This is a genomic window from Jeotgalibacillus marinus (genome assembly GCF_040801915.1).
GTDB classification, from domain to species: Bacteria; Bacillota; Bacilli; order Bacillales; family Jeotgalibacillaceae; genus Jeotgalibacillus; species Jeotgalibacillus marinus.
Genome location: NZ_JBFMIA010000018.1, coordinates 1 through 26,223 on the forward strand (window position 1 = coordinate 1; position 26,223 = coordinate 26,223).

The following is a 26,223-nucleotide window of genomic DNA, read 5'->3' on the forward strand; positions in this document are numbered from 1 at the left end:
ATCAAGAATTAACGTTGACGTTTTAGGTTGTTTAGTTTTCAAGGTTCAAGGTGTTTCGTTTTCGTTGCGTCGTTTTTAGCGACCTTTTAATCATAACACTTTTCAAATGCTGTTGTCAACAACTTTTTTTAAAATGTTTTCGGTGCTTGTTGTTTCCTTAGCAACGAATAATAATATAACACGCTTAAAACACTATGACAATAGTTTTCTATAAAAAAGATTAATTTAATTTTAAGAGTGATGAGATCGAACATCAAAAATGATAAACATCCCTTTTATTCATCTCAAACCTTCCAAAAACCTTACAGCTATCAAAACTCCTCTTCTTTTATATAGAAGAAATCTCTCCACAAAAAAAGACTGCCCCGCGAAGGACAGACTCTTAGATGTTGGAACGCTTAGTCGCGATGACGCATTAGCGGGAACAGCAATACATCTCTAATCGACGGTGAGTTTGTTAGTAGCATAACGAGACGATCGACCCCTATGCCTAGTCCACCTGTAGGCGGCATGCCGTATTCAAGTGCTTCTACAAAGTCATCATCCATTTCGTGCGCTTCGTCGTTCCCAGCTTCTTTCTCTGCAAGTTGCGCTTGGAAACGTTCACGTTGGTCGATTGGGTCGTTCAGCTCAGTAAAGGCATTTGCGTATTCACGACCTACAATGAATAGCTCAAAACGGTCCGTGAAGCGTGGATCTTCTGGGTTTTTCTTTGCCAAAGGAGAAATTTCTACTGGGTGACCGAAAATAAACGTCGGTTGTACCAATGTTTCTTCAACTTTTTGTTCAAAGAATTCGTTTACGATATGTCCGTATTCCATTGTATCTTTCACGTCGATGCCATGTTCTTTTGCGAGAGCGTGAGCTTCTTCGTTAGTCATTTCTTTCCAGAAATCTACACCTGTTACGTCTTTGATTGCATCGACCATGTGGAGACGAGCCCATTTAGGTGTTAAGTCTACTTCATGACCCCCGTAAGGAACAACAGTTGTACCGAGTACTTCTTTCGCGATATGAGCAATAAGGTTTTCTGTTAGGTTCATGATGTCTTGGTAATCAGCGTATGCTTCATACAGCTCGATCATCGTGAATTCTGGGTTGTGACGCGTTGATACTCCTTCATTACGGAATACACGGCCGATTTCATATACTTTTTCTAGACCGCCAACGATAAGTCGTTTTAAGTGAAGCTCGATTGCGATACGTAGATACAACTCCATGTCTAGTGCATTGTGGTGCGTGATAAATGGACGTGCTGCAGCACCACCTGCGATTGAGTGTAGCATCGGTGTTTCCACTTCAAGGTAGCCGTTGTTATCTAGGTAACGACGCATCGCTTGGATGATTCTGCTGCGCAAGATAAATGTGTTTTTACTTTCTTCGCTTGTAATGAGGTCAAGGTAACGCTGACGATAACGTTGCTCAACGTCTTTAAGACCATGGAATTTTTCTGGTAGCGGGCACAGTGATTTAGATAGAAGATCAAAGCTTGTCACTTTAATTGAAAGTTCGCCTACATTGGTACGGAACACAATCCCACTAACACCAACGATATCACCTAGATCAGAAGTGTTAAATAGTTCATATGCGTCGTCTCCGATCATATCCTTGCGTACGTATAATTGAATTTGTCCTTGTAGGTCTTGAATGTGGGCAAATCCCGCTTTCCCTTTACCACGCTTTGTCATAATACGTCCGGCAGTTGATACCGTGATTGGTGTTTCTGCTAGTTGTTCTTTTGTATGCTCACTGAATTGAGATTTAATATCTGCAGAACCATGCGAGCGGTCGAAACTTTTACCAAATGGATCATTTCCTTTTTCGCGGATGGCTTCCATTTTGTCGCGTCTTACGCGAAATTGGTCATTCATTTCTTCGTGGCTCATTCCTTCACTCCTCATACTTAGTTTCTATGGATCAAGGTCTATCGACCGGATTCACAACTTTACTTATCTATTTTACACAATATAGAGAGTGGGTACACCCCTAAAGTCTATCTATCCAGAACTTGCTCCCTAATATTAAAAAAACTGCCGATAATGAGATCGACAGTTTTTTGCGTTTAGGTTTCGATTAACTTACGCTGATAGCTGCTTCTTTGGCCATTGATTCATCAGCAAAATCATTTAGAAGAGTGACAAGTTCACTGCGTGTATCGCAAAGGTTGATACCATTGCGGACTTTCGCGTTTCCCCGAATACCTTTTAGGTACCACGATGCATGTTTGCGCATTTCGCGAACAGCAACGTCTTCGTTCTTTAACTTGATTAGTCGATCAAGGTGTAAAATCGCAACATCCATCTTTTCGCGAATGGATGGTTCAGCAGCAAGTTCGCCAGTTTCTAAATATTTCACTGTACGGTAGATCATCCATGGATTGCCTAGTGCTGCACGTCCGATCATCACGCCATCTACACCTGTTTCGTCAAGCATGCGTTTCGCATCTTGTGGTGTTTGAACATCTCCGTTACCGATGACAGGAATATTCACAGATTGTTTTACTTCGCGGATGATGTCCCAATTAGCATGACCTTCATACATCTGAACACGTGTACGTCCGTGAAGCGCAACAGCCGATCCTCCAGCCGCTTCAATTGCTTGCGCATTACGAACTGCGTAAATATGATCCTCGTCCCAGCCCATGCGCATTTTTACGGTAACAGGTTTGTCTACTGCCTGAACAGTAGCTGAAACCATTTCATAAATTTTGTCTGGATCAAGTAGCCATTTGGCTCCTGCGTCACATTTCGTGATTTTCGGAACTGGGCAACCCATATTGATGTCGATAATCGCCGCATTCGAGTTTTTATCAACAAACTGAGCTGCTTGAGTAAGTGTTTCTTTTTCTCCGCCAAAAATTTGCAAGCTTAGCGGATACTCACGCTCATCTATATAAAGCATGTTCATCGTTTTTTCGTTTTGAAATACGATTCCTTTATCGCTAACCATTTCAGCACATACAAGACCTGCGCCAAATTCCTTCACCGTTAAACGGAAAGCCGAGTTACATACACCGGCCATCGGTGCAAGAACAACTTGGTTATCCATTTTAATATCGCCGATTTTAAGCATCGGACGTTCCTCCTTCTGCATGCATCTCTCTACATGCTTTCTATCGATTTTCACGTGGCTCAAAGCATTTAGTCAGTATTACTTATATAATAACAAACGATTCATTCTAAAAAGTTGCCTCCGCCTTAGAATGAAACCTTTTAGTCTTCAAAAACTCAGATACATTCCCCTCGTTGATCGTTTTCCATAACCGAATCCCATCTTGGTCACCTAAAGACTGTTGAATGTCGATAATCGGCTCATTTAAAACAGGATGGATGATGGAAGAATTAAGATCAAGTAGTGGAATTAGAACAAAGCTACGCTCATGCATTCGCGGATGCGGAATGACTAAGCTCTCTGTTTTCATATTGTCGGCATTATACAATAAAATGTCAAGGTCTATCGTACGCGGTCCCCACCTGATGACGCGTTTGCGCCCTAGTTTCCCTTCAACTGAAAGGCATTTATCCAACAACGCTTCGGCCGAAAGATTTGTTTCCACTTCTACCACCATATTCAAAAATGCTGCTTGATCTGTTAATCCAACAGGATCTGTTTCGTATATGGACGATACACGCGCAACCGTAATTTCCTCTGGTTGAGTTAAATAATGAACCGCTTGTTTTAAATAGGAAAAAGAATCTCCTACATTTGACCCTAAAGAAAGATATGCTATCGCCATCTTACCCGCGTCCTCTTGTAATTTCTATCGCAACCGAATTGTAGTGACCTGGGATCGGCGGGTCTGGTTTGATGACTTCAATTGTGCATTGCTGAAGTTTCTCAAATTGAGCAAACAAGCAAATAGCAATTTGATCCGCTACGGCTTCAACTAAATTGAGCGACTCACCTTCAACAATTTCTTTACACACATTGTAAACATCAGCGTAATTGATGGAGTCTTCAACATTATCAGAAGCACCCGCTTTAGTTAAATCAAGTTCCAGCGTCGCATTTACCCGAAAACGCTGTCCAAGCCTATTTTCTTCCTTAAATACACCATGATAACCATAAAACTCCATGTTGTTGACTTTAATTTTATCCATCCGACTCAACCTTTCCGATTAGTGCGTCCATCACTTTGGACATACGGCTCATTTCCTTGACATCATGCACCCGAACGATATGACAACCTTTTTGAATGCCAAAGCATACAGTGGCCCCCGTCCCTTCCATGCGTTCCGTCGTTGGCAAATCTAAAATATTTCCGATCATTGATTTTCTTGACGTACCGAGCAAAACAGGATAGCCCATTTCGACTAGGCAATCAAGACTGCGCATCATTTCTATATTTTGTGCATGTGATTTAACAAAGCCAATACCTGGATCTAAAATGATCTGTTCCTTTTGCAAGCCTGCTCGCTCAGCAATGGCAATACTTTCTTGCAAATCTTTCCACACTTCGTCTATAAATTGTTCATAGTTGCGATTTTTACGATTGTGCATGAGTACGATCGGTACGCCAAACCGAGCCGCCACTTTTGCAATGTCAGGATCACGCTTTGAACCCCACACATCATTAATAATGGTGGCGCCTGCTTCAACAGCTGCTTCAGCCGTACTCGCTTTGTATGTATCGATCGAAACCGGCACATCAACTTCCTTTACTATCGCTCTTATGATTGGCACAACACGACGTATTTCTTCCTCTGCAGATACAGGTTCATGTCCAGGGCGAGTCGATTCACCGCCAATGTCAATAATATCAGCCCCGTCAGCAACCATTTCTTTTGCTCTCGCAACCGCTTGGCTCACTTCATCAAACTGTCCGCCATCTGAGAAAGAATCAGGTGTTGCATTTAATATGCCCATAATGATTGTTTTTTTCGATAAATCTAGTGCATAATGCCCGCACGTCAAAACTGTCATGTCGTCTACCTTCTTTCATAAAATCGATCTTTCTTCGACGCGCAAAAGAGAGTGGTTATATTTTCTGTATCGCTGATGAATCGCCGTTGTCCATTTCCCATCAAAACCCGCAAATCCACTGTCCTCAATGGAATGAATCGGAACAATTTCTTGAACTGAATTCGTGACAAACACTTCATCCGCCGCCATAACTGTATCCTTCGTGTATAGCCCCTCTTTAATACTTAAACCCAAATCACCAGCGATCGCTAACACCATTTTCCTCGTCACACCAGCTAAAATACCTGTCGAGAGTGCCGGCGTATATAGACAATCTTGGCTAACCCAGAAAATATTCGATGTCACACCTTCTGCCACATACCCTTCTTTCGTCAAAAATACTCCTTCAATCACAACACCGTTTGCAATTTCTCGTCGCCCTGCAATGTTATTAAAATAATGATGAGACTTTAGGCGAGTCGCTGTTTCCGGTGTATTTCGTGGCGTCGAAAGCCACTGTCCACTTTTTCCGCCTGTTAATTGAGTGGGCAATGTTTTTTGTAACAGCATGACAGTCGGTTTTTCATATGGTTCGGGAAATAACCCCACTTGTCGTACACCCGCAGATACATTTAAACGAAAATAACCATCCTCACCGCCATTCGCTGTCTGAAGTTCCCTTACTAAACGAGTCGCATCTTCCACTTTTAGCTCAAACTGAATCTCCATTTCCTCCAGTGATTGGTGTAACCGTTCTAAATGGTCCCCAAGCAAAAATGGATGCCCATCATACGTTCTGAAAGTTTCAAACACACCAAGCCCATATAAATATCCATGATCAAACGGTGAAATGGTCGCTTCCTCTTCCTTTACGATCGCTCCATTTAGCCAAATGTTCATGTCACATCAACTGTCGGGACAAATGATTGGTATGTTTTAAGGAAGTTTCGCAAAAGCACCTTGCCTTGTTCGGTCATAATGGATTCAGGGTGAAACTGAACGCCTTCCACAGCTAGTTCGCGATGTCTCAAGCCCATGATTTCCCCTTGGTCTGTCCAAGACGTAACAATAAGTTCATCAGGTACACTATCTTTTTCCACGATCAACGAATGATAACGTGTTGCTGTAAAAGGACTCGGCATATTTTGATATACCGTTTGTGCATTATGATAAATAAGCGACGTTTTACCATGCATCAAGCGTTCCGCTCGAACCACTCGCCCACCGAAAACTTGTGCAATCGATTGGTGACCAAGACACACACCAAAAATCGGAATCACGCCTGCAAATGTTCGAATCACTTCAAGGCTAACTCCCGCTTCGTTCGGACTGCAAGGACCAGGTGAAATCATCAAGTATTTAGGATTCATTTCAACGATTTCTTGGATCGTAATGTCATCATTTCGACGAACAACAAGTTCTTCTCCTAGCTCCCCTAAAAATTGCACAAGATTGTACGTAAACGAATCGTAGTTATCGATCATTAAAATCATGGTTGGTCCTCCTCACTTTCCGCTAAGTCCATTGCATGCCATAACGCTTTTGCTTTTTTCAATGATTCTTTGTATTCTCTTTCAGGATGCGAGTCAATTACCACACCCGCTCCCGCTTGCACATGACCAATGCCTTCTTTAACAAGCATTGTTCGGATCACAATATTTAATTCCATATCACCATTAAAGCCAATCCAGCCAATCGATCCTGTGTAGAGCCCCCTTCGAACAGGCTCTAGTTCTTCAATAATTTCCATTGTCCTCACTTTTGGTGCACCTGTAATCGTGCCACCAGGGAACACCGCTCGAATTACATCCGACTCATTGTAGGATGGATCTAATTGCCCTTGAACATTCGACACGATGTGCATCACATGTGAATATTTTTCAATGACCATAAATTCATTTACTTCAACGGTGCCGTATTGACTTACTCGCCCAAGATCATTTCGTTCAAGATCAACAAGCATGACATGTTCTGCTCGTTCTTTTTCATTATGAATGAGCTCATCTGCTAAAAGTTGGTCTTCGATTTCGTTTTCCCCTCTTGAACGGGTGCCGGCAATCGGCCGTGTGCTAAGCTGTTGATCGGCTTTTTTTATTAAAAGTTCTGGTGAAGCTGAAACAATTTGGACGTCAGGCCATTTCATAAAGGACATGTACGGCGATGGATTAAATGAACGCAGTTGCTTATAAATATCAAGTGGTGTTGTAGCCAGTTTTTTGGATTGACGTACAGAAAGGTTCACTTGGAATACGTCACCTTGAGCAATATAAGAACGAATCGCTTCAGCAGCTTCACTAAATGATGGTTCATCCATCGATACCATCATGTCATCACTTGGTTGTAGGTTCGTTGCCGAATGCTCATTGTTCGCATTATCTTCCGTTACTTTCTGCCAACCTTTCACCCATTGATCCAACGCAGAATCAACATTACTTTCTACGTCATGTAACATCATAAAATAAAGTTCATTCGTTTGTTGATCAAAAACAAGCCACTTGTCAAACAACATAAAGCAAATATCTGGTAAACCATGATCATCTTCAGCAAGCGTTGGTAATTTTTCAATTGAACGAACGTAGTCATAACTAATGTAACCAATTGCACCTCCTTGAAAATCAGGAAGCGAAGGAATACGGTCTATTTTATATTGTTTCATCCAGTCAATTAAACTGCTGAGCGGATCACCTTTTAAATGAAGTTCCTTGCCTTGTTCAAATACAGTTAGCTCGTCCTCTTTGCCAATCGCCCAAGCAAACGGATGAATACCCGCCATGCTGTAACGACCTCCACGACCACTTTCTAAGAAAATGTGTCGTGTTTCACCTTTGCTCATGTGTGTATATGTATTAAAAAACGATTCACGATTCGTTTCGATCGTTCGATAGGATAGTGTGTAATGATTCATAGATGATGTCACTCCTAAGCTCTAGTCTCACCCTTAATCATACACGATACCGGCGGTGGATTCATCGAAAAAACTCTCCTGTTCTAAAGCGATTACGGGTCATAGGTCGTTTGGAAATGCTCTATCCTTCAGTGATGACCTTCTACCTTCTCGCAAAAAGTTCTTCCATTCTAATCAAAACTTTTTTCCACTCTGTTTTTAACCATAAAAAAGATCCCCAACAAATTGAGGATCTACCAAAATGTACTACTCTTCAAATTTATAAAGAGGTGTGCTCAAGTAACGTTCACCATTACTCGGAATAATCGCTAACACTTTTTTTCCTTTACCTAACTCTTTTGCAACTTTTAGTGCTGCAAAAATTGCTGCACCAGATGAAATACCACATAGAAGCCCTTCTTCTTTTGCTGCTTTTCGTGCCATTTCAAACGATTGATCATTTGTTATTTGAATAACACTATCATAAATTTTTGTATTTAAGATATTAGGAATAAACCCGGCGCCGATCCCTTGAATTTTATGTGGTCCCGGCTTTCCACCTGAGAGAATAGCTGAATCAGCGGGTTCAACCGCATAAATTTTAATGTCGCTATATTTTTCACGAAGAACCTGACCAGCACCTGTAATCGTTCCGCCAGTACCGATACCAGATACGAAAGCGTCTAGCTGATCACCCATTTGTTCAACGATTTCTTTCCCAGTTGTTCGTCGATGAACTTCAGGGTTTGCTTCATTATTAAACTGCTGTGGCATAAAATAGCCTTTCTCTTGTGCTATTTCTTCCGATTTCGTAATAGCGCCTTTCATACCTTCCGGCCCTGGAGTTAATACAAGTTCTGCACCATAAGCACGCAACAAATTACGGCGTTCCATACTCATCGTTTCAGGCATAACAAGTACGGTTCGATACCCTTTTGCTGCAGCAATCATCGCAAGTCCAATGCCAGTGTTACCACTTGTCGGTTCAATAATTGTGTCTCCTGGCTTTAAATCACCTGATTCTTCAGCAGCTTCGATCATCGCAAGTGCAATGCGGTCTTTTACGCTACTACCTGGGTTCATGTACTCAAGCTTTAAATAGACATCTGCTGAATCTTTATCCACCAGTCTATTCAATTTAACAATTGGTGTTTGGCCTACTAATTCTGAAATGTTATTTGCAATACGTACCATCTCTTCACTCCTAATCCCTAGTATTATGATCGGCATTGTGCCATATGCCAAATTTACCAATTTTTCAGAATGACTTCAACTGATTTGTTTGTAAAACCCTTCTTTCGACAAAATTACTTATTACCTTCAAATAAAAGAGACACTGAGTCGTGTTCCCCAAATCACATACCAGTGTCTCTCTTATTACTCCATCGATCCGTAAAACCATGAGATCGGAAAATCACCCCAAAATGACTCAGCAGTAACCGGAACATTTAATTGTTCAAGTGCAAGCTGACGTTCAATGCGCGACTTCACATCTTCAAAACTGAACTCGGCACCTTCTGTTTTTTCATGCAAAAACGAAATAACAAATCCATCTTCCGTTTGCACCGGTTGAGACCATTCATCAGTCTTTAGTGAACGAATCGCAGTTAACACATTTTCATCAACAGACGTTGAGTTGTCTAATACATAACCAAGCTCACCACCTAGGCTTGCTGTTCCAGGGTCAATTGATCGTTCACGCGCAAGCGCTCCAAATGAAGAATTATTCTTTAACTCACCCATCACTTGCTGAGCTTCATCTTCATCCGCCACCACAATTTGCGATAGTCTATACGTCACCGGAATCGAATACTGTGATTTATTCTCTTCATAGTACGCTTGAAGATCACTTTCTGAAAAATCAACTTCACTCGTGATCAATTTTTCTAAAATAAGCTCAGTTTTTAACTGCTCTTTTAATACCTCTTCATCTTTTAAAGAAGCTTGGTCGTTCACATTTAAAACAGGACGCAACAATGAAAATTCTTGATCAAGCTCTTCTTGTGAAATTTCCAAGCCATACTCTTGGGCAGATTGCTCCATGACCGACTGGTTGATGAGATTTTGCAAGACTTCCTTTCCATGACTCAGCTCAATGGCATGAAGCCATTCTTGGCGAGAAATTTCTTCTTCTCCGACTGTCGCAACAATTTCTGAAGAATCTTGTGTACCATCCTTTGAGACCCAAGCTATCAGCGTGAGGAAATTTGTGACAAGTAAGAATCCTATAATATATACGAGAGGCTTAGCTTTTAGACGTCTATTACGCAATTCTGTCAACATCGTCGATTACTTTGCCTTTTGAATAAAGTTTGCTAATTCTTGTTTATCAAAATGATACGTTTCATGACAGAAGTGACACTGCGCTTCTGCTTGTCCATCTTCATCGATCATTTCTTGAATTTCTGTTACACCTAGGCTGATAATCGCTGCACCAAATCTTTCTTTTGAGCATTTGCATTGAAACGCAACAGGTAGCTTGTCGAGTATACGCACGTTTTCTTCTCCAAGAATAGTGTATAAAATTTGTTCAGGTGTTAGTCCTTGTTTGATCAGGTTTGAAATTGGCGGGATAGTGCTCAAACGCTTTTCAATCGCATCAATTGTTGAATTGTCCGCACCAGGCATGAGCTGAACAATAAAACCTCCAGCTGCTAAAATAGTGTTGTCTGGATTCACCAAAACGCCAACTCCCACTGAAGATGGCACTTGTTCGGACGAAGCGAAATAGTATGTGAAATCTTCTCCAAGCTCACCCGATACAAGTGGTACTTGCCCTGTAAAATTTTCGCGCATACCCAGGTCTTTGATAACGGTAAGAGATCCTTCTGTACCAACTACGCCTCGTACATCAAGCTTTCCTCGTTCATTTAAGTCCAAATGAGTTTGGGGGTTTGTCACGTAACCTCTAACTTCGCCCTTTGCGTTGCTGTCAACAAGGATCGGCCCAAGCGGACCATTTCCTTCAATTTTAATTGTAATGCTGTTGTCACCTTTAAGCATAGCACCCATCATAACCCCAGCTGTCATTGTACGACCAAGAGCAGCTGATGCTGTTGGCCATGTATAGTGACGGCTCTGTGCTTCTTGCACTGTCGCGGTTGTATTTACTGCATAAGCACGAACCTGATCGTTGTAACCAAGCGCGCGAACCATATAATCTTTCATCAAGCATTCTCCTTTCGATCTTCCATATTCCGTTTATAAATCAACTGCAGTCCTTTTAGAGTTAAAAAAGAATCCACGTGATCGATGATGTCTGATTCTTTCGCGATAAGTGACGCTAAACCACCTGTTGCGATTACTTTGACTGAACAGTTCGCTTCTTTTTTCATTCTGGAAACAATACCTTCGACTTGTCCAACATAGCCATAAACAATTCCTGCTTGCATCGCTGCTACTGTGCTTTTACCTATAACTTGCTCTGGACGAGCAATTTCAATACGAGGAAGCTTCGCTGCTTTTGAATAAAGCGCTTCAGTCGAAATACCAATACCAGGCGCAATTACACCACCCATATATTGACGCCGCTCATTGATATAGCAATACGTTGTCGCTGTTCCGAAATCAACTATAATGAGTGAACCGCCATGATCTTGAATACCAGCAACAGCATTCACAATACGGTCGGCACCGACTTCTTTCGGGTTTTCATATTTAATATTTAAACCTGTCTTAACGCCTGGCCCAACGACCAATGGCTTCAGATTAAAGTATTTTTGGCACATTCGTTCTAACGGAAACATAATGGGCGGAACGACAGACGAGATGATCACTCCATCAAACTGATCAAACGTAAGACCTACGTATTCAAATAAGTTTTTTACTAGCATACCGTATTCATCTTCGGTTTTATTGCGATTTGTTTCGACACGCCAATGATGACTTAATTGATCTTCCTCATATACACCAAGTACGGTATTTGTGTTCCCAACATCCAATACAAATATCATTTTTTTCACCACGCCTAAAGAATTATTCACACTGCAAATATCATACCATTTTGAAAAGAAAAGCAGAAGTGTGAGACGTTCTACAGTTCAATCGAATTCATCGACACTTAGGCAAAAAAAGACGCCGAAATATTCGGCGTCTTTTGAATTAATCTTCTTTTTTATCAGTTGGTCCTAATTTCTTAGGGTGTTCACTATCAGTTGTTTGATCAACTTTGGATTCTTTTAAAAGTTGTTCAGAAGATTTTTCAGATGGATCCGCTTCAAGCGATTCGACTACATCATCATCTTTAGATTCAGACGTTTCTGTTGTCGCAGGTTCTTGATTGGTCTCCTCATTGTCCTTACCATAATCTCGTTCTGGAAGCTCACCGTGATCAAATAGATGCTTAATTTGTTCGGCATCTAATGTTTCAATTTCTAACAGTGTTTCTGCGATTAGCTCTAGCTTTTCACGATTTTCTGTTAGGATCGTTTTTGCTCTTTCATAACACTCTTTTATAATGGCTTGAATTTCAACGTCAATTTCATAAGCAATACGATCTGAGTAGTTTTGCTCATTATTAAAGTCACGTCCCAAGAACACTTGTCCTCCTTGAGCTTGACCAAATTGCAGTGTACCAAGCTTTTCACTCATACCAAATTCCGTAACCATCCGACGAGCGATTCCTGTTGCACGTTGGAAGTCGTTCGAGGCACCTGTAGAGGCTTCACCGAAAATGACATCCTCTGCAACACGACCACCAAGTAAACCAGTGATTTTATCCAGGAGTTCAGGTCTCGTCATAAAGTAACGATCTTCTTTTGGTAGCATAACCGCGTAACCGCCCGCTTGACCACGTGGAACAATAGTTACTTTGTGAACGATGTCTGCTTCGTCTAGCACAACACCAATGATCGTGTGTCCCGCTTCATGGAAGGCTACAATTTTGCGTTCTTTTTTCGAAATCACTCGATTTTTCTTCGCTGGTCCCGCAATCACACGATCAGCAGCTTCATCCATGTCGCTCATATCAATCGTTTTTTTATCGCGTCTCGCAGCAACAAGTGCAGCTTCATTTAACAGGTTTTCTAAATCAGCACCCGAGAAGCCTGGTGTTCGTTGTGCAATCGCTTTAAGATCAATATGGTCTGCTAACGGTTTGTTTCGAGCATGCACTTGCAATACCGCTTCACGACCTGTTACATCCGGTCGTTCAACCGTAATTTGACGGTCAAAACGTCCTGGACGTAGTAAAGCCGGATCAAGAATATCTGGTCGGTTAGTTGCAGCAATCATAATGATTCCTTCATTCCCACCAAAGCCATCCATTTCAACTAATAGCTGGTTCAAGGTTTGCTCACGCTCATCGTGACCTCCACCAAGACCTGCTCCACGTTGACGACCTACCGCATCGATCTCATCAATAAAGATAATACACGGTGCGTTTTTCTTTGCATTTTCAAACAAATCACGAACACGAGATGCACCGACCCCAACAAACATTTCAACAAAGTCAGAACCCGAAATCGAGAAGAACGGTACGCCCGCTTCACCAGCTGCAGCACGCGCAAGTAATGTTTTACCTGTACCAGGAGGACCTACAAGCAGAATCCCTTTTGGTATACGTGCACCAACATCTGTGAATTTACGAGGATCTTTAAGGAACTCAACAACTTCCACAAGTTCCCCCTTCTCTTCATCGGCACCTGCCACGTCTTTAAAACGAACTTTTTTCTTTTCTTCTGTATAAAGCTTTGCCTTACTCTTACCAAAGTTCATGACACGGCCACCGCCGCCACCTTGAGCTTGGTTCAATAAGAAGAAGAATAAGATAAAAATAATAACAAAAGGAATAATGGCCGTTAAGAACGTCACCCATCCACTTGTCTCAGGAGCCTCTAAGTAGTTAACTTCTGTTTGATTTTGAGAGGCCACATCTTTTACACTCTGAAGTACTGATTGATCCTCTAAAGGAATGTTTGTGATAAAAAATTCATCTTCACCGTAGCTTTTTAATTGTCCACTAACATTAAAGACACTGCGGTTCGGTTGTATGTCAATTTCCGTTACCTCACCATTTTCTAGTGAATTAATAAATTCACCGTATGTGAGTTCATGGTTTGGTTGATTTCCATTATTAAACAAACCAACAATTCCAATAATAACCAAAAATACTAATAGATAAAAAATCGTATTACGAAATATCCGGTTCATCCCTTACCTCCTCCCACGTCAAAGAAACTAATACCAATAGTATCATAGTGAAATAAAGCATGACAACCATTTAGAACCGTGGTTGCACACTTTGTTTTCGATGCATTCCAGCAACGTTTATTACTCTGTATCTGTATAAATTTCAGGCTTTAAAATACCGATATATGGGAGGTTTCTATAGCGTTCTGCGTAATCCAATCCATATCCAACAACAAAGGCATCCGGCACAATAAACCCAACATAATCTGCTTTAATATCCGCTTTTCTGCCAGAAGGCTTATCAAGAAGCGTTACGATTTTAATTGATTTTGCTTTACGGTATTTGAAAAGGTCGACTAAATAGCTAAGCGTAAGTCCGCTGTCGATGATATCCTCTAAAATCAGGATGTCTCTGCCTTCTACTTTTGTATTTAAATCTTTGATGATCTTGACTTCACCTGACGACACAGTTGAATTTCCGTAGCTTGATACATCCATGAAGTCCATTTCCAAATAAACATCCATGCGCTTGATCAAATCAGCCATAAAAGGAAGTGCACCTTTTAATACGCCAATTGCCAGCGGATAGCTGTCTTTGTACGCTTCTGTTAACTCACTGCCAAGTTCTTTAATTTTTTCTTGAAGCTGTTCTTCGGTATACAATACTTTTTCAATATCTTGATTCAACACAAACTATGTCCCCCTAGAAGATCCTTATAATAAATTAACGTAAATGCACGGTTTCCTTTTAATGGTTTATCGACACCATGTGCGGTGCGGATCCCCGGAATCCAGAGTACCTTTCCACTTGCATCTGTTACAATCGGCCATTGCACCCGAAGATGGAGTGGGATTTTCGCCTCCATAAATACATCTTTGATCTTTTTTGAACCGCTCATTCCTTTAAGTTGAATACGATCGCCATCTCGTCTGTTTCGGACAATTAGCGGCAACTCAACTTGTGATAAGTCAATCCAACAACAGTCAATCGAAGAATCTGGTGGCCCCTTCACACCCTCTACTAAACGCATTTTAACCCCATTATAGAGTGTATACATTTGCCCAATCTCCAATTCAATTTTGTATGGAGAAGCAGGTTCGTTTTTTTGGACAAAGTAAAAGGTAACAGTTGAATACGAACGCGACACAATCAAACCTTGGGGCAAATGAAGTTCACCCGAGGGATGAGGTTGACCAAACAACTTGGTAATCGCGACTGTATGAGCGGCAGATAAGGAAGTAGGTACTTTTGTATAAAGATAGTTCAATATTAGATGAATCATTCTTCTTTGTAAAGGGGGAGCCTCATTGCAAAACATTTGTTGATCCAACTTAAAAAATTGGTCAGAGTGAGCAATCGTCAACGCCTCTAGTCTCCGTCCAGCTTCTTTCTCCAACCACGCTTCATCTTCTGTTACCTCTTTATTATAGCGAACTATATGTTGATGAAGGGATGGATTTTCTTCTTTCAATAAAGGAATCACATGATGACGTAGTCGATTTCTGGTGTAGTCATCCTTCGCATTGCTTGGATCTTGACGAGGAATAATGTGATGTCGCTCACAATATTGTTCGATTTCTTCCTTTGTCAACGCCAGCAATGGGCGCACGATAAAACTGTTGCCAAAAGGACGTTTCGGTTGAATGCCTGCACGCCCCTTCCCTGTTGAACCACGTATCAAGCGAAAAAGGACTGTCTCGATTTGATCGTCTGCATGATGACCCAGCACAAGCTTCGATGCTTGCGCGCGAGTCATCACGTCTACTAAAAATTCATAACGAACCTCTCTCGCCGTTTCTTGTAACCCTTTTCTTGCTTTTCTCATGCGCTCTTTTACATCTATAGAAGCAACGTGACAACGAACGCTGTGCTTGTCACAAAAAGTTTGTACATAACGAAGGTCTTCTGCCGATTCTTCCCCCCTCAGCATGTGATTGAGATGAGCAACCTCGACCTGTAAGCCAAATTGCGTTTCGTTCAATAAATAATGAAGGATTGCCATTGAATCTGGTCCTCCCGACACCGCAACGATGACCTTTTCTCCATACTCAAACAAACTGTGCTGATCGCAATATGAGCGAATAATTGATTCAAAATGATCCATGCTATTTCACCTTTTCTAAACCCTTTCGATGAATAAAAGACTGAGTAACTCTATTGTATCAATATTGCGCTGCGATCCCTACTATTTTAGCGCATTTCTTTAACCTGTTTTTGTGATTGCTGGAATAGCTGCCCACTTAGGTAGTTCATGTTGGATCTGCACCGTTAAAATTGTCATATCATCTTCAATCACGCCACCAGAGGTTCGAACAGCCGCTTCCATTAAAATATCCGCTACCTCTTGTGGTTCGGTCGTTTTTAATTCAGCGATTTGTCTCTTTAACCACCTTTCTGGATTTTCAATAAAGCGATGTCCATCCAGTACACCATCGCTTAGCATAATCAATAGATCTCCTGCTTTTAACTGGTCCTCAAGTACTTCCATATCTAGATCTCTGAAAAAGCCCATTGGTAAATTACTCGCTTCGATCGTCTTTACTTGCTTGCCTCGTTTAATATAGCTAGGCACCGACCCCACTTTTAAAAACTTCGCTTTCGCACTTTGTAGGTCAATCATCGCAAGGTCAACAGTTGAGTACATATCACCAGTCCTTTTCACTGTTAAAATCGAATTGACCGATTTGATCGCGAGTTCCTCTTCAATTCCAGCTTGAAGCATTTGCCGTAAAAGTTGAATGGTTTCGTCACTTTCCATGCGCGCTTTTTCTCCGTTCCCCATTCCATCGCTAATCGCAACTGCATATTTCCCTCCGTGAAGGTGAACCGCTGCGTGACTATCACCTGAAATTAGTCCGCCACCATGAGCAGCAAGCGCAATTCCTACGCTGACCTTATATGCTTTAGAGGACCTGAATGTCACAACCATCCCTTCGTATGGAGAAGCCCTTTCAACTTTTTGATGTACGACAATCGTTTCTTGTAAAATAGATGACAACATTGGTGCAATTAACTTTTCACATTCTCCGTGATGTTCAACAAATGGCAGCATCACATCAACGTCAATATGCCCATATTCCAAGCTCTGTATGTCCACATGATCTACATGTATGCCAAAATCAACCAGCGCTTGAAGCATCTCATCCTCCTGTTTATCATGCTTTTCCGTTTCTCGCTGAAGATCATAGGCAAAGTCTTTCATAACGGTGGATAACCCTTGTAGCTGATTTGAGACAAATTGATTGCTCTCCATCATTTGTTTTTTCATTTGCAATTGATGTTCACGATTCATCTCTTCTTCATCAAACGCCTCTTGAACCTGGTCCGCTTTCACACAATATTTTTGCCATGTTATTGGGGGGTGATTTGGTTCAGGTGTCGCCAGCTCTTGCATCCAATTGTAGGTTTGATCAAAATGTGAGGTCCAGCAATATTCCTTTTTAAAGCATTGCTGACACGTTCGTTCCGTTACACGACTAATTGTGTCATCGATTGAGGCAGGTGTTTCAATCGATTCAATTTCTTGATCCGTGCATTCAAAGTTTTTCGCTAACGTTTCAAACATATCTGAAAATTTCTCCACTTTTTCTGATGTAACATCACGTACCTTACGTGCATAAAGCTGCTGCTCATCTACGTGCTCATCAGACCCTGGAATATGTCGTGCGAGTGCTGAGATCCAGCTTTTAGGAGTGATAAATAACACAAGCGCAGCGAGCGCGGACTCATAAAGCGAAATCTCTAGCTGTGCACCTTGATTCGTAAAAAGCCCCATCAATAGTGTGGCCATCATGAGCCCAAGCGTAACACCTATTGCTCTTCCACTCTTCATCAAGCCTCCTAAGAGTCCGGCTACCGCTAAAACCGCTACTTCTGGCAAATGAGCCACTGATGCTAAACAAAAAACTAGCCCCGTAACGATTCCAACTGTTGACCCAACCATCGATCCTGCCGCAAGCGCTCCTACAATGACAACATAGCGAGTAATGACATGGTCCACTGCAAGCCCAGCAACCGTCCACCCTATAAGCCCTGTCGCAATTGATGCAACAACAATTGCAATCGCAACCATCTCCTCGGGGGCATAGGTTCGCTTACGTGCTTTTGTCATTAACTGCATACCTTGAAGAAATACTAAGGTTAAAATTCCAGCAAGAATAGCTTCAAACCCAATCATTACTCCGTCTACCCACGTTAAAGGTGTTGGTAACTGAAACGTGAGATAAATTGTTCTGGCGATCGCCACGGAACCGGCTACAACACCGGCCAAAACGAGACGATTAGCCTTCATCCTCCTTTTCATCATCAAATGAGCCGAATAAAACAAAGCAATCGTGCCAGCTGTATACACTCCTTGCCATATACCGAGTGTCGATGCACCCGCTATAAGCCCAGCTGTCACAATAAATGATTTATCTCGGCTCACCATAAAGATCACAGCAAACATCGGCAAAGCAAAAGGAGTAAATTGAGATAAAAATAAGGCTCGTCCCAATAAAATACTAACGAGAAGATGAAGAATACCTTTGTGAAACATCCAATGGGCAAAGAACAAACTGGCACGATTTTTCCATCGCGGAATTTTCTTTTTCGCGTGAATCACTGAAATAGAATTCGTCACATCAAGATTAACTCCATGCACATTCCCCATTTACTCCACTCCCTAATTGTTTCGTTGCGAGTAATTATAGTAGATTTATTCTATTAGAGTTTGTCAAAATGCAGGAGGTAATTATCAGAATCGTTCGACTTATTTTTGATATAGGCACCTTTTCGAGAAACCTTTCTTGAATTCGCACTCTTGTTTTTCTTAAACGAGTCGAAAAGTGGTCATTTCACTCGGAAGCAGAAGAAAGAAATGATGTTTATTTATAGAAAAGCGGAAGCGGCTCGTTTAGCCACGACAAGTATAAAGGCATTATCGAAGTCTGCCCGATTGTAAGAAAAAGTGCGTGAAGGTATGAATCACCTCCGTCCGTATATGAATCCAGTGCCATTGTGAAATTTGTATACAAATACGCTCAAATTCATCATTTTGTTCACTATTATTTTTAATGGGAGAAAACCTTCTACCTTAGATTGAATGTTTTACCCTCCACAATAAAATTTCTACCATTTCATACAAAACGTCTGCCCAGTTTCAAGCTTTGGTGAGGGTAGAACAAAAAAACAAAAAAAAGATTGACACTCTTTCCGATGCTATGTATTATATAACTTGTGCTTCATCGTATCTTGTAGCTTTTTTACATCGCTGCAGTGATGTAGCAACTCAATATTTTTATTTGGCGGCGTAGCTCAGCTGGCTAGAGCGTACGGTTCATACCCGTGAGGTCGGGGGTTCGATCCCCTCTGCCGCCACCATTTAGGCCCGTTGGTCAAGCGGTTAAGACACCGCCCTTTCACGGCGGTAACACGGGTTCGAATCCCGTACGGGTCATCCATTAGATTAATAAGAAAAAACACATTAGCACTTTGCTAATGTGTTTTTTTGTATACAAAGAGAAACAAACCCTCCCTAACCAGTTATACATTAAGACAATCGCTTATCCTCTTTGAAATCTTCAAGGTTTCTCTGTTCCAATTCAAGCTTTAACTTTTGTGTTTCCATAACATAGTTTTCATGCTTCAGTTTTTCGAGCTCTAGTTCATCCTTTAACATATTGCGTTTTGCTTTTGTTTGGCTTTGGAAATGGCTTGTGATTATCCCAATAATAGGAATGGATAAACCCATAATGGTAGCAATTATTCCAGCAGTCATGTGCGTTCCTCCTTTAGCTGATTACCATACTTATTTAAATTATACTATATTTGGTACCTAATGAACCATTAAAGAGAAGAACTTGTCCCACACCTGCAAACGCTGGCGGCAATTGATAACCCACGAAAAATCTTAATCCCTCGGTTTACTTAGCTATTTTACGATGAACCGGAGTGAAATTTCTTCGTTTATTAAAAATATGAACCAAACCATGTGTTGTTGTTTCAGTGATTCATCAAAAAAATGGAGTTAGCTCAACGCTAACCCCATGATGCTCTGTAAATAGATAGATCAAAATTATTGATGCCATCTGGAAATACGAATTGACAGCTTGTTATCCTTTTTTTGCTCCTCGGCCGCCACGTTTTGATTCTGTGCTGCGCTTTAGAGTTGTCAAGCGATCCTCACTATCCTTAAGGAATCGAGCCATCTTTTGTTCAAATGTTTCTCTTCCTGCGGGTCCACCGCTATTGTTGCCACGACTATTAACTCGGTTAGTTCTAGGACGTTGTGTTGTTTGTTGCTGTGGTTGATCTTTTGCTTTACGAATCGACAAACCAATCTTGCCATCCTTCTCCACATTTAAGATCTTTACTTCTACTTCGGCGCCTACTGTTAGGTGCTCGTTGATGTCCTTGACATAGTTATCCGCAACTTCACTGATATGCACAAGTCCTGTTGAACCCCCAGGTAATTCAACGAATGCCCCGAAATGAGTGATGCCTGTCACTTTACCTTGTACCTTGCTGCCTACTTCGATTGACATAAAAAAAATGATCCTCCTTAGAAAAATAAAAAATAGACCTTACTTTATATTATAGCGAACATAAAAAAAGAGTGTCAATATAACAACACTCAAAAATGTAAATTATTCTATTCTGATAAATCCGTATCCGCTTCTTTATCGAGACTAGAAGAGGCTTCAGCCTCTTCCGGCAAGTTAAAATTAATTTCATTCTTCCCTGTTAAGAAATAGTCTTTTCTAGCTAATTTCGCTATGTATTCATCATCATTGAGTTTTTCAATGTCGCTTTCATGCTTTTTTTCTTCTAATTCAAGTTGGACAATTTGTTCTTCAAGCACAGCTTTTTCGGCTAATTTGTCTTCAAGTGCATTTGCACGAGTGACCATAGAAGAAACTAATAGACCGCCTATGGCCACGGCGAAAACTAAGAAAAAAGAGAGTCGTCGAATGAGTCTTTTTTTATGCTGGACTTTTCGTTGTTCGTTTTGTGTTTGTTCGATTGTATATTGGTTATCTATTGATGTAACCGTTTTGCGCGGATTTGCCATGTGCGATCTTCCCCCTTCTTGTTATCATCTCGCATGTCATCCTCTGAGAGTATCGGATTATTCCCTATTATATAACAAATTAAGCCACTTTTTTATCTTTTTTGGAAAGAAAGCCAATTTTTTTAGAGAATTTTGTAAGAAAGAATCGAAAGGCCTATACAAGAACCTTGCAATCACCAAAACACTAGACAAAAGAACCCTGCCAATCGCTCGTACCAAACGCCAGATCATAAGGACAGGTGTCACGATCAAAATCGATAGGGTGAAAGCAATAACTCGTCCAAACCACTTAATGATATTGTCAATTACAGTTAAGACCGATAGAATGATTTTTTTAACACATGCTTCGTACGTTGCAAATCCACACACAATTGATAACAACACATACATCCGCCACTCTCCGCCATTTACTTGAAACAGCAAGAGGAATACGACGAAAGCTTGTACACACCAAAATATTCCATCTGTTATCCAACGCCAGCCTGAAGACTTTGAGCGGATGATGTAACGATCATATACCGTTAAATTGAGACCGATGAGTGAACCAGCCCCAATCATGGTCATCATCACTTGAAGCTGCAGATCTACTATCATCGAAACAGCTTGCTAAAGAGCCCTTTCGCTTCTTGCGGGCCCGGTTCATCAATGTATAAGAGGTCATCTATTTTTCCTTTTAGCGAGACATGACCCTTATCTACGTCGAGGTTAACCATTTGCAGCTGTTTTCCTTTGATTGATAAATAACCTTCCACCGTTTCAAGTAAGAATTCCTGGTTATCAAAGCTTTCCACATGGCGAACCCCAGTAATCGAGAGCGTTTCCCTTTTACTCATAGTGACTTCGTGTTCTGGTTTATCTGTTCTTGGACCATTTGAATAAGGCATCTATCCACCCCGCTTTGTAGTTCAAACTGTTACTTAGCACATTGTATGCACAAAGCGGGAAATGTATGACGGTACATTTTTATATGGACTTTTTTAGGTTACTCTTCTGCGGTGACATGGTCTTCTTTGATAATCGTATACATTGTCGAAGCTTCTTCTTTTCGTGATGTTTCTTGCAGTCGGTCAACCGATACTGTTACGACACGTTGTCCAAAGCGTATCGTTAATTCGTCGCCTAGTTTAATCACTGAGCTTGCTTTCGCTTGCTGTCCATTCACTATAATGCGCCCTTTGTCTGCTACTTCTTTCGCCAGCGTTCTGCGTTTGATGAGGCGAGAAACCTTCAAAAATTTATCTAATCTCATTGTCCATCCCTACTTTCTACATCCCTCGTTTTTTTGCTTCTTTCCAAAAATCGTCTAATTCCCCCAAATTAAAAGACTGAAAAGACTTGCCTGATTCTTTCACCTTTTTTTCGACAAAGGAGAAACGTGTAATGAATTTTTGGTTCGCCATAATAAGTGCTTCTTCTGGATAAATATTGTGAAAACGAGAAACATTTACGAGTGCAAACAACACATCGCCAAATTCTTTTAAACTTTCTTCTTTATTACCGTTCGCTACTTCTTCTTGGAACTCCTGCCATTCTTCTTCAAGCTTATCCCATGCACCAGAAGAGTCATCCCAATCGAAGCCTACTTTTGCCGCTTTCTTTTGGATCTCCATTGCTTGGATGAGGGCCGGTTGACCAGCCCCAATTCCTTTTAAAAGAGGTCTATCTTCTTCTGAGATCCCTTTTTCCTCTTGCTTGATCATTTGCCAGTTTTTCATAACGTCGTCTGCCGTTTTTGCTGTTACATCACTAAATACGTGAGGATGCCTACGTACCATTTTTTCAGATACATGATGAAGTACGTCTTGAATGGTAAAATAGCCATTGTCTTCCCCTATTTGGGCATGTAATAGTACCTGCAGCAATACATCACCGAGTTCTTCGGTTATATGGTCGATGTCATCGTTATCGATTGCTTCAAGGAGTTCGTATACTTCTTCAATTAAATAGCGCTTTAACGATTCATGTGTTTGTTCGCGATCCCACGGGCAGCCTTCAGGGCTACGCAACTTTTCAATAATTTGACGCAGTTTGAAAAATTCTCTATAAAGTAACTCATCTTCTTTCATTGGTGGAATGTATAGGCTTGTTAAATTACTCAGTTCCATGCCATGATCGATTTCAAACAGCGGGACGGTTTTCATCGTTTGTTGACTGCTCCCTGCTGCTGTTACAATCGTCACAGGAAATTCATCTGGGTATTTTTCCATCAGCGTAAGTTTAACCTCAGACGCAACGTGTGCATCGTACACTTGCCCAACGATGACATGCTGCATAACGTGCAGATCATCTCGATGGAGAGCCGTGCCATCTAACAGTTGAAACCCTTCGATTGGATCGATGCCAACGGCTGTAAACAAATCATCTAAAAAGCTTTGTCCCCCAGCGACTGTAACTGTAATCTTGCCTTCTTTTTGTAAAGACAAAAGAAGTTGAACCGTTTGTTCTGCTACTAAAGGGTGTCCTGGTACTGCATACGTAACGGGGACTTCTTTCGCTCGATTCACTAAATTTTCTACGATTTTTTGATAAACGTCTTCAAAACGATCGTGCGCTTCGTATACATGGTCGAAAGATGTAAAATCGACACCTTCAGCTTGGAGCGCCTCGATAACAGGATGAGACAGCGTTCGCGCCATGACCTGTGTTGAGCTTTTTAGCTTTTTATAAACACCGAGAGGAAGCTGATCTAAGTCGCCTGCACCAAGTCCAATAATTTCTATTCTATGTGTCATACAACCGTCTCCTTAAGGGGATATATGTTTTCTAGTCTCACTTGAGAAGATTAGTTTATTTCTCCAAACATACGCTCAAGTTTTTTGCCTAGTGGAATTTGCCCAACTTCTTTTGTTGTGAAAAGTCCTTTTCGCCAGGTTAAGTAGAAAAATAACCATGCGCCAATCACGACGCCAATGAGTGTGATCAGACTTGAGAATGTCCGGCTGCTTGTCCAATCAAAAGGGAGTAAAATCACGAATAAGAACTGAAGCGCAAGCGTCATCCCAATCAAACCAGTAACTAATCTTAAATAAAATAATCGATCTAGTAAAAAGCCAACCTTTTTTCGAAGCCTCCACATGACAACTATCAAAACAAAAAGCAGCGCAATCAATGTAGCTACAGCCGCTCCCAACGTTTCAAAACGAGGTACGAGAAGCTGGTTTGCACCATATTTAATCGCGAGACTGACAACAATCGCCCATGCAGCAAAATGAAAATCACCCATCCCCTGCAACACGGCACTAACGCTTAAAATGATCGATGCGAACAAAACAGCGAACACATATACAGCTAACATTTCAGAGTCTACAGCATCTTGAAAGAGCATGATATTAAGCGGTTTGATGATGTTCATCAGTCCAACTGCCGCTGCTCCACCAAACAATAATGCTATTTTAAGTGCAAGCCTTGCCTTTTCTATAACTACTTCAATTTGTTGTTTTTGAAAAGCAGCTGTTACCATCGGAACAATCGTTAATGACAAAGATGTTGCTACCACAACACCCATTTGCACAAGGGGCTGCCCTCTGTCGTAGACACCCTTTACAACTTTAGCTTCTTCTTCCCCCATTCCATTCGAGACAAGTAGCGCATATACATTTAACGCGTCCATCAACTGGTACAAAACAAGCATCATACTTCCCATACCGATCGCGCTTCCTGTGATCGTGAGCTGTTTGAAAATTCGCCAGTCGCTGCGTTTAACTGTAAATGTCCGAAGCATCAAAATGGTAAACCCTTGTTTTTTCATATAGATCATGAGAATCACAACACCGGCAATAGCGCCCACGACCGAACCAAATACGGCTCCTTTTCCGACATCATAAAGGCTCGCTTCAATTGACATGAGCCCAATGGAAAAACCTAAGATCGCTACAACACGCACAAGCTGTTCAAGTGCTTGTGAAAAGGCTGAAGGTACCATGTTTTGATGGGCCTGAAACCAACCTTTAGATGCTGATAAAATAGGCAGGAGCAAAAAGGGATATGCCATTAAGGAGATTAAAGGGGCTAATGAACGATCACCCATCCAAAGTGCAATCGTTTCTGCACCAAAGCGTAGGAACATAAACCAGCCAACACCCACAACGGTTAAAAAAAGAAAGGAAAGCTTTAGAACACGCATCACTTCTTTTTTTGAATCGATCAGTCTCTTTTCCGCGATAATTTTTGAGATCATAACAGGAAATGCATATGTACACAGTGCTAGCATGATACCGTAAAATGGGTATACTTGTTGATAAATATAAAAGCCCGTATCACCTACTATATTTTGAAAGGGAACGCGATACAAAGCGCTAAGTATTTTAGAAAAAATAGCTGCTATCGTTAAAATGGCCGCTCCTTTAATCATTTCGTTTGAAGATCGATCCATCGTTGTTGCCACTCGCCTTTCGCTCCGCCCAAAGTTGCATATAAAAATTATTATACCAAAATGACAAGATGATGTCTTTGTGGGGGTGGTAAACTTCAATTTAGTTGTTCTACACTACAGTAGAGACTCTCTACACTTCAACAAACGCCTACATTACTGACAAATGGAAAAACCGCAGCCTAACAGCTGCGGTTTTTGTGTTCTGCTCCTAATTGTACAGGACATTTTTTACTTATCACAGCTGTATGAGCCTACTAGACTTTAGCTCTCCATCTGTTTACCCAAAAAGCCCGCTGCGGTTTCGGAGGATTTTTGTTCGACTTCTCCAAGTGTACGATCTTTCGAAAAAATAATGACGCTGCCAATCGGATCGCCTGATGAGATAATTGGTGCTACAACATAGGACGCAAGCTCCTCATCTTGATGCTCAATAATGCCAAGATTGCTTTGCTTTACTGAGAGAATGTTTTTTCTAGCTGTCATGATTTCTTCAAGACCCGTACCAATACGACGGTTTAGGTATTCCTTTTTCGACGCACCAGCAATCGCTACAACATTATCTCGATCGCAAATGAATACAGGGTGCCCTAAACTATCGTGCAAGGCTTCCGCATACTCTTTTGCGAAATTACCTAGCTCATTGATTGGTGAATACTTCTTCAAAATTACTTCACCTTCTCGATCAACAAAGATCTCGAGTGGGTCTCCTTCTCTAATTCGGAGCGTTCGTCTTATTTCTTTTGGAATCACAACTCGTCCAAGGTCATCAATTCGTCGTACAATACCAGTTGCTTTCATCGAAATGCCTCTCTTTCCTCTGGGGAATCATCCATTTCAGTTTTACAGATTGTTGCATAGGATTAGTATTTATTAAATTGTCGTAA

At 41.3% G+C, this 26,223-nt stretch carries 25 protein-coding genes and 2 tRNA genes; 2 read left to right on the top strand and 25 right to left on the bottom strand.

Annotated features, from left to right (window positions below):
- Nucleotides 1-398: 398 nt before the first annotated feature.
- The 16 genes from lysS to spoIIE all read right to left on the bottom strand — a co-directional run bounded on the left by lysS (nt 399) and on the right by spoIIE (nt 18,567).
- The gene (gene lysS, locus AB1471_RS13965) at nt 399-1,886 is read right to left on the bottom strand and encodes a lysine--tRNA ligase (RefSeq protein WP_437342370.1); all 1,488 of its coding nucleotides are present in this window, start codon (nt 1,884-1,886) and stop codon (nt 399-401) included.
- A 187-nt stretch (nt 1,887-2,073) separates the two neighbouring features.
- Nucleotides 2,074-3,072 (bottom strand): tRNA dihydrouridine synthase DusB, encoded by a 999-nt coding sequence (dusB, locus tag AB1471_RS13970; RefSeq protein WP_367780388.1) that lies wholly within the window; start codon nt 3,070-3,072, stop codon nt 2,074-2,076.
- Nucleotides 3,073-3,178: 106 nt separating this feature from the next.
- Entirely contained in the window at nt 3,179-3,736 is a 558-nt protein-coding gene (folK, locus tag AB1471_RS13975; RefSeq protein ID WP_367780389.1) for a 2-amino-4-hydroxy-6-hydroxymethyldihydropteridine diphosphokinase, read from the bottom strand.
- A gap of 1 nt (nt 3,737) precedes the next feature.
- Nucleotides 3,738-4,100, bottom strand: a complete 363-nt coding sequence (folB, locus tag AB1471_RS13980; protein ID WP_367780390.1) for a dihydroneopterin aldolase — start codon at nt 4,098-4,100, stop codon at nt 3,738-3,740.
- Nucleotides 4,093-4,923, bottom strand: a complete 831-nt coding sequence (gene folP / locus AB1471_RS13985) for a dihydropteroate synthase (RefSeq protein WP_367780391.1) — start codon at nt 4,921-4,923, stop codon at nt 4,093-4,095. Before folP ends, folB begins: the two co-directional genes overlap by 8 nt.
- A gap of 15 nt (nt 4,924-4,938) precedes the next feature.
- Nucleotides 4,939-5,802: an aminodeoxychorismate lyase gene (gene pabC / locus AB1471_RS13990; protein WP_367780392.1), complete on the bottom strand. Its 864-nt coding sequence runs from the start codon at nt 5,800-5,802 to the stop codon at nt 4,939-4,941.
- Entirely contained in the window at nt 5,799-6,395 is a 597-nt protein-coding gene (gene pabA / locus AB1471_RS13995; RefSeq protein ID WP_367780393.1) for an aminodeoxychorismate/anthranilate synthase component II, read from the bottom strand. Before pabA ends, pabC begins: the two co-directional genes overlap by 4 nt.
- Nucleotides 6,392-7,807 (bottom strand): anthranilate synthase component I family protein, encoded by a 1,416-nt coding sequence (locus AB1471_RS14000; protein ID WP_367780394.1) that lies wholly within the window; start codon nt 7,805-7,807, stop codon nt 6,392-6,394. Before AB1471_RS14000 ends, pabA begins: the two co-directional genes overlap by 4 nt.
- A 246-nt stretch (nt 7,808-8,053) precedes the next feature.
- On the bottom strand, nt 8,054-8,980 hold the full coding sequence (gene cysK, locus AB1471_RS14005; RefSeq protein WP_367780395.1) for a cysteine synthase A: 927 nt from the start codon (nt 8,978-8,980) through the stop codon (nt 8,054-8,056).
- Between the two features lie 183 nt (nt 8,981-9,163).
- Nucleotides 9,164-10,069, bottom strand: coding sequence for a peptidyl-prolyl cis-trans isomerase (locus AB1471_RS14010; RefSeq protein ID WP_367780396.1), 906 nt, complete (start codon nt 10,067-10,069; stop codon nt 9,164-9,166).
- A gap of 6 nt (nt 10,070-10,075) precedes the next feature.
- Nucleotides 10,076-10,954 (bottom strand): Hsp33 family molecular chaperone HslO, encoded by an 879-nt coding sequence (hslO, locus tag AB1471_RS14015; RefSeq protein WP_367780397.1) that lies wholly within the window; start codon nt 10,952-10,954, stop codon nt 10,076-10,078.
- A complete protein-coding gene (locus AB1471_RS14020; RefSeq protein WP_367780398.1) occupies nt 10,954-11,739 on the bottom strand; it encodes a type III pantothenate kinase in 786 nt (261 codons plus the stop codon). Before AB1471_RS14020 ends, hslO begins: the two co-directional genes overlap by 1 nt.
- A gap of 148 nt (nt 11,740-11,887) precedes the next feature.
- A complete protein-coding gene (gene ftsH, locus AB1471_RS14025; protein ID WP_367780399.1) occupies nt 11,888-13,936 on the bottom strand; it encodes an ATP-dependent zinc metalloprotease FtsH in 2,049 nt (682 codons plus the stop codon).
- Nucleotides 13,937-14,056: 120 nt separating this feature from the next.
- On the bottom strand, nt 14,057-14,605 hold the full coding sequence (gene hpt / locus AB1471_RS14030; RefSeq protein WP_367780400.1) for a hypoxanthine phosphoribosyltransferase: 549 nt from the start codon (nt 14,603-14,605) through the stop codon (nt 14,057-14,059).
- Nucleotides 14,599-16,020 (bottom strand): tRNA lysidine(34) synthetase TilS, encoded by a 1,422-nt coding sequence (tilS, locus tag AB1471_RS14035; RefSeq protein WP_367780401.1) that lies wholly within the window; start codon nt 16,018-16,020, stop codon nt 14,599-14,601. The genes hpt and tilS overlap by 7 nt, the downstream gene beginning before the upstream one ends.
- 99 nt (nt 16,021-16,119) lie before the next feature.
- Nucleotides 16,120-18,567: a stage II sporulation protein E gene (gene spoIIE, locus AB1471_RS14040; protein ID WP_367780402.1), complete on the bottom strand. Its 2,448-nt coding sequence runs from the start codon at nt 18,565-18,567 to the stop codon at nt 16,120-16,122.
- A gap of 633 nt (nt 18,568-19,200) precedes the next feature.
- Here spoIIE and AB1471_RS14045 point away from each other — a divergent pair.
- Nucleotides 19,201-19,277, top strand: a tRNA-Met gene (locus AB1471_RS14045).
- 4 nt (nt 19,278-19,281) lie between these two features.
- Nucleotides 19,282-19,353, top strand: a tRNA-Glu gene (locus tag AB1471_RS14050).
- Nucleotides 19,354-19,446: 93 nt separating this feature from the next.
- Here the strand turns inward: AB1471_RS14050 and AB1471_RS14055 are convergent.
- The 9 genes from AB1471_RS14055 to spoVT form a co-directional block, all read right to left on the bottom strand.
- A complete protein-coding gene (locus AB1471_RS14055; RefSeq protein WP_367780403.1) occupies nt 19,447-19,674 on the bottom strand; it encodes a hypothetical protein in 228 nt (75 codons plus the stop codon).
- Between the two features lie 334 nt (nt 19,675-20,008).
- Complete coding sequence (locus AB1471_RS14060; protein WP_367780404.1) at nt 20,009-20,440, bottom strand: S1 domain-containing RNA-binding protein; 432 nt, start codon at nt 20,438-20,440, stop codon at nt 20,009-20,011.
- A gap of 107 nt (nt 20,441-20,547) precedes the next feature.
- Complete coding sequence (locus AB1471_RS14065) at nt 20,548-20,967, bottom strand: FtsB family cell division protein (protein ID WP_367780405.1); 420 nt, start codon at nt 20,965-20,967, stop codon at nt 20,548-20,550.
- Nucleotides 20,968-21,024: 57 nt separating this feature from the next.
- Nucleotides 21,025-21,561: a spore cortex biosynthesis protein YabQ gene (gene yabQ, locus AB1471_RS14070; protein ID WP_367780406.1), complete on the bottom strand. Its 537-nt coding sequence runs from the start codon at nt 21,559-21,561 to the stop codon at nt 21,025-21,027.
- Nucleotides 21,558-21,851, bottom strand: a complete 294-nt coding sequence (gene yabP, locus AB1471_RS14075) for a sporulation protein YabP (RefSeq protein WP_367780407.1) — start codon at nt 21,849-21,851, stop codon at nt 21,558-21,560. Before yabP ends, yabQ begins: the two co-directional genes overlap by 4 nt.
- Nucleotides 21,852-21,949: 98 nt before the next feature.
- Nucleotides 21,950-22,216 (bottom strand): RNA-binding S4 domain-containing protein, encoded by a 267-nt coding sequence (locus AB1471_RS14080; RefSeq protein WP_367780408.1) that lies wholly within the window; start codon nt 22,214-22,216, stop codon nt 21,950-21,952.
- Between the two features lie 16 nt (nt 22,217-22,232).
- Nucleotides 22,233-23,699 carry a bifunctional methyltransferase/pyrophosphohydrolase YabN gene (gene yabN, locus AB1471_RS14085; protein WP_367780409.1) on the bottom strand — a complete coding sequence of 489 codons (1,467 nt, stop codon included), beginning with the start codon at nt 23,697-23,699 and terminating at the stop codon, nt 22,233-22,235.
- A gap of 50 nt (nt 23,700-23,749) precedes the next feature.
- The gene (locus tag AB1471_RS14090) at nt 23,750-25,351 is read right to left on the bottom strand and encodes a putative polysaccharide biosynthesis protein (RefSeq protein ID WP_367780410.1); all 1,602 of its coding nucleotides are present in this window, start codon (nt 25,349-25,351) and stop codon (nt 23,750-23,752) included.
- Between the two features lie 249 nt (nt 25,352-25,600).
- A complete protein-coding gene (spoVT, locus tag AB1471_RS14095) occupies nt 25,601-26,137 on the bottom strand; it encodes a stage V sporulation protein T (RefSeq protein ID WP_367780411.1) in 537 nt (178 codons plus the stop codon).
- Between the last annotated feature and the right edge of the window lie 86 nt (nt 26,138-26,223).

Excerpts from the sequence above, each read along its gene's own strand:
- yabN (WP_367780409.1), bottom strand. The coding sequence starts at position 23,699 with ATGACACATAGAATAGAAATTATTGGACTTGGTGCAGGCGACTTAGAT.
- pabA (WP_367780393.1), bottom strand. The coding sequence starts at position 6,395 with ATGATTTTAATGATCGATAACTACGATTCGTTTACGTACAATCTTGTG.
- tilS (WP_367780401.1), bottom strand. The coding sequence starts at position 16,020 with ATGGATCATTTTGAATCAATTATTCGCTCATATTGCGATCAGCACAGT.
- folK (WP_367780389.1), bottom strand. The coding sequence starts at position 3,736 with ATGGCGATAGCATATCTTTCTTTAGGGTCAAATGTAGGAGATTCTTTT.
- cysK (WP_367780395.1), bottom strand. The coding sequence starts at position 8,980 with ATGGTACGTATTGCAAATAACATTTCAGAATTAGTAGGCCAAACACCA.
- spoIIE (WP_367780402.1), bottom strand. The coding sequence starts at position 18,567 with ATGGGGAATGTGCATGGAGTTAATCTTGATGTGACGAATTCTATTTCA.
- dusB (WP_367780388.1), bottom strand. The coding sequence starts at position 3,072 with ATGCTTAAAATCGGCGATATTAAAATGGATAACCAAGTTGTTCTTGCA.
- yabQ (WP_367780406.1), bottom strand. The coding sequence starts at position 21,561 with ATGATAGTAGATCTGCAGCTTCAAGTGATGATGACCATGATTGGGGCT.
- folB (WP_367780390.1), bottom strand. The coding sequence starts at position 4,100 with ATGGATAAAATTAAAGTCAACAACATGGAGTTTTATGGTTATCATGGT.
- AB1471_RS14065 (WP_367780405.1), bottom strand. The coding sequence starts at position 20,967 with ATGGCAAATCCGCGCAAAACGGTTACATCAATAGATAACCAATATACA.
- yabP (WP_367780407.1), bottom strand. The coding sequence starts at position 21,851 with ATGCCTTATTCAAATGGTCCAAGAACAGATAAACCAGAACACGAAGTC.
- AB1471_RS14080 (WP_367780408.1), bottom strand. The coding sequence starts at position 22,216 with ATGAGATTAGATAAATTTTTGAAGGTTTCTCGCCTCATCAAACGCAGA.
- AB1471_RS14010 (WP_367780396.1), bottom strand. The coding sequence starts at position 10,069 with ATGTTGACAGAATTGCGTAATAGACGTCTAAAAGCTAAGCCTCTCGTA.
- AB1471_RS14000 (WP_367780394.1), bottom strand. The coding sequence starts at position 7,807 with ATGAATCATTACACACTATCCTATCGAACGATCGAAACGAATCGTGAA.
- AB1471_RS14055 (WP_367780403.1), bottom strand. The coding sequence starts at position 19,674 with ATGACTGCTGGAATAATTGCTACCATTATGGGTTTATCCATTCCTATT.
- spoVT (WP_367780411.1), bottom strand. The coding sequence starts at position 26,137 with ATGAAAGCAACTGGTATTGTACGACGAATTGATGACCTTGGACGAGTT.
- AB1471_RS14060 (WP_367780404.1), bottom strand. The coding sequence starts at position 20,440 with ATGTCAATCGAAGTAGGCAGCAAGGTACAAGGTAAAGTGACAGGCATC.
- pabC (WP_367780392.1), bottom strand. The coding sequence starts at position 5,802 with ATGAACATTTGGCTAAATGGAGCGATCGTAAAGGAAGAGGAAGCGACC.
- ftsH (WP_367780399.1), bottom strand. The coding sequence starts at position 13,936 with ATGAACCGGATATTTCGTAATACGATTTTTTATCTATTAGTATTTTTG.
- folP (WP_367780391.1), bottom strand. The coding sequence starts at position 4,923 with ATGACAGTTTTGACGTGCGGGCATTATGCACTAGATTTATCGAAAAAA.
- AB1471_RS14020 (WP_367780398.1), bottom strand. The coding sequence starts at position 11,739 with ATGATATTTGTATTGGATGTTGGGAACACAAATACCGTACTTGGTGTA.
- lysS (WP_437342370.1), bottom strand. The coding sequence starts at position 1,886 with ATGAGCCACGAAGAAATGAATGACCAATTTCGCGTAAGACGCGACAAA.
- hslO (WP_367780397.1), bottom strand. The coding sequence starts at position 10,954 with ATGAAAGATTATATGGTTCGCGCGCTTGGTTACAACGATCAGGTTCGT.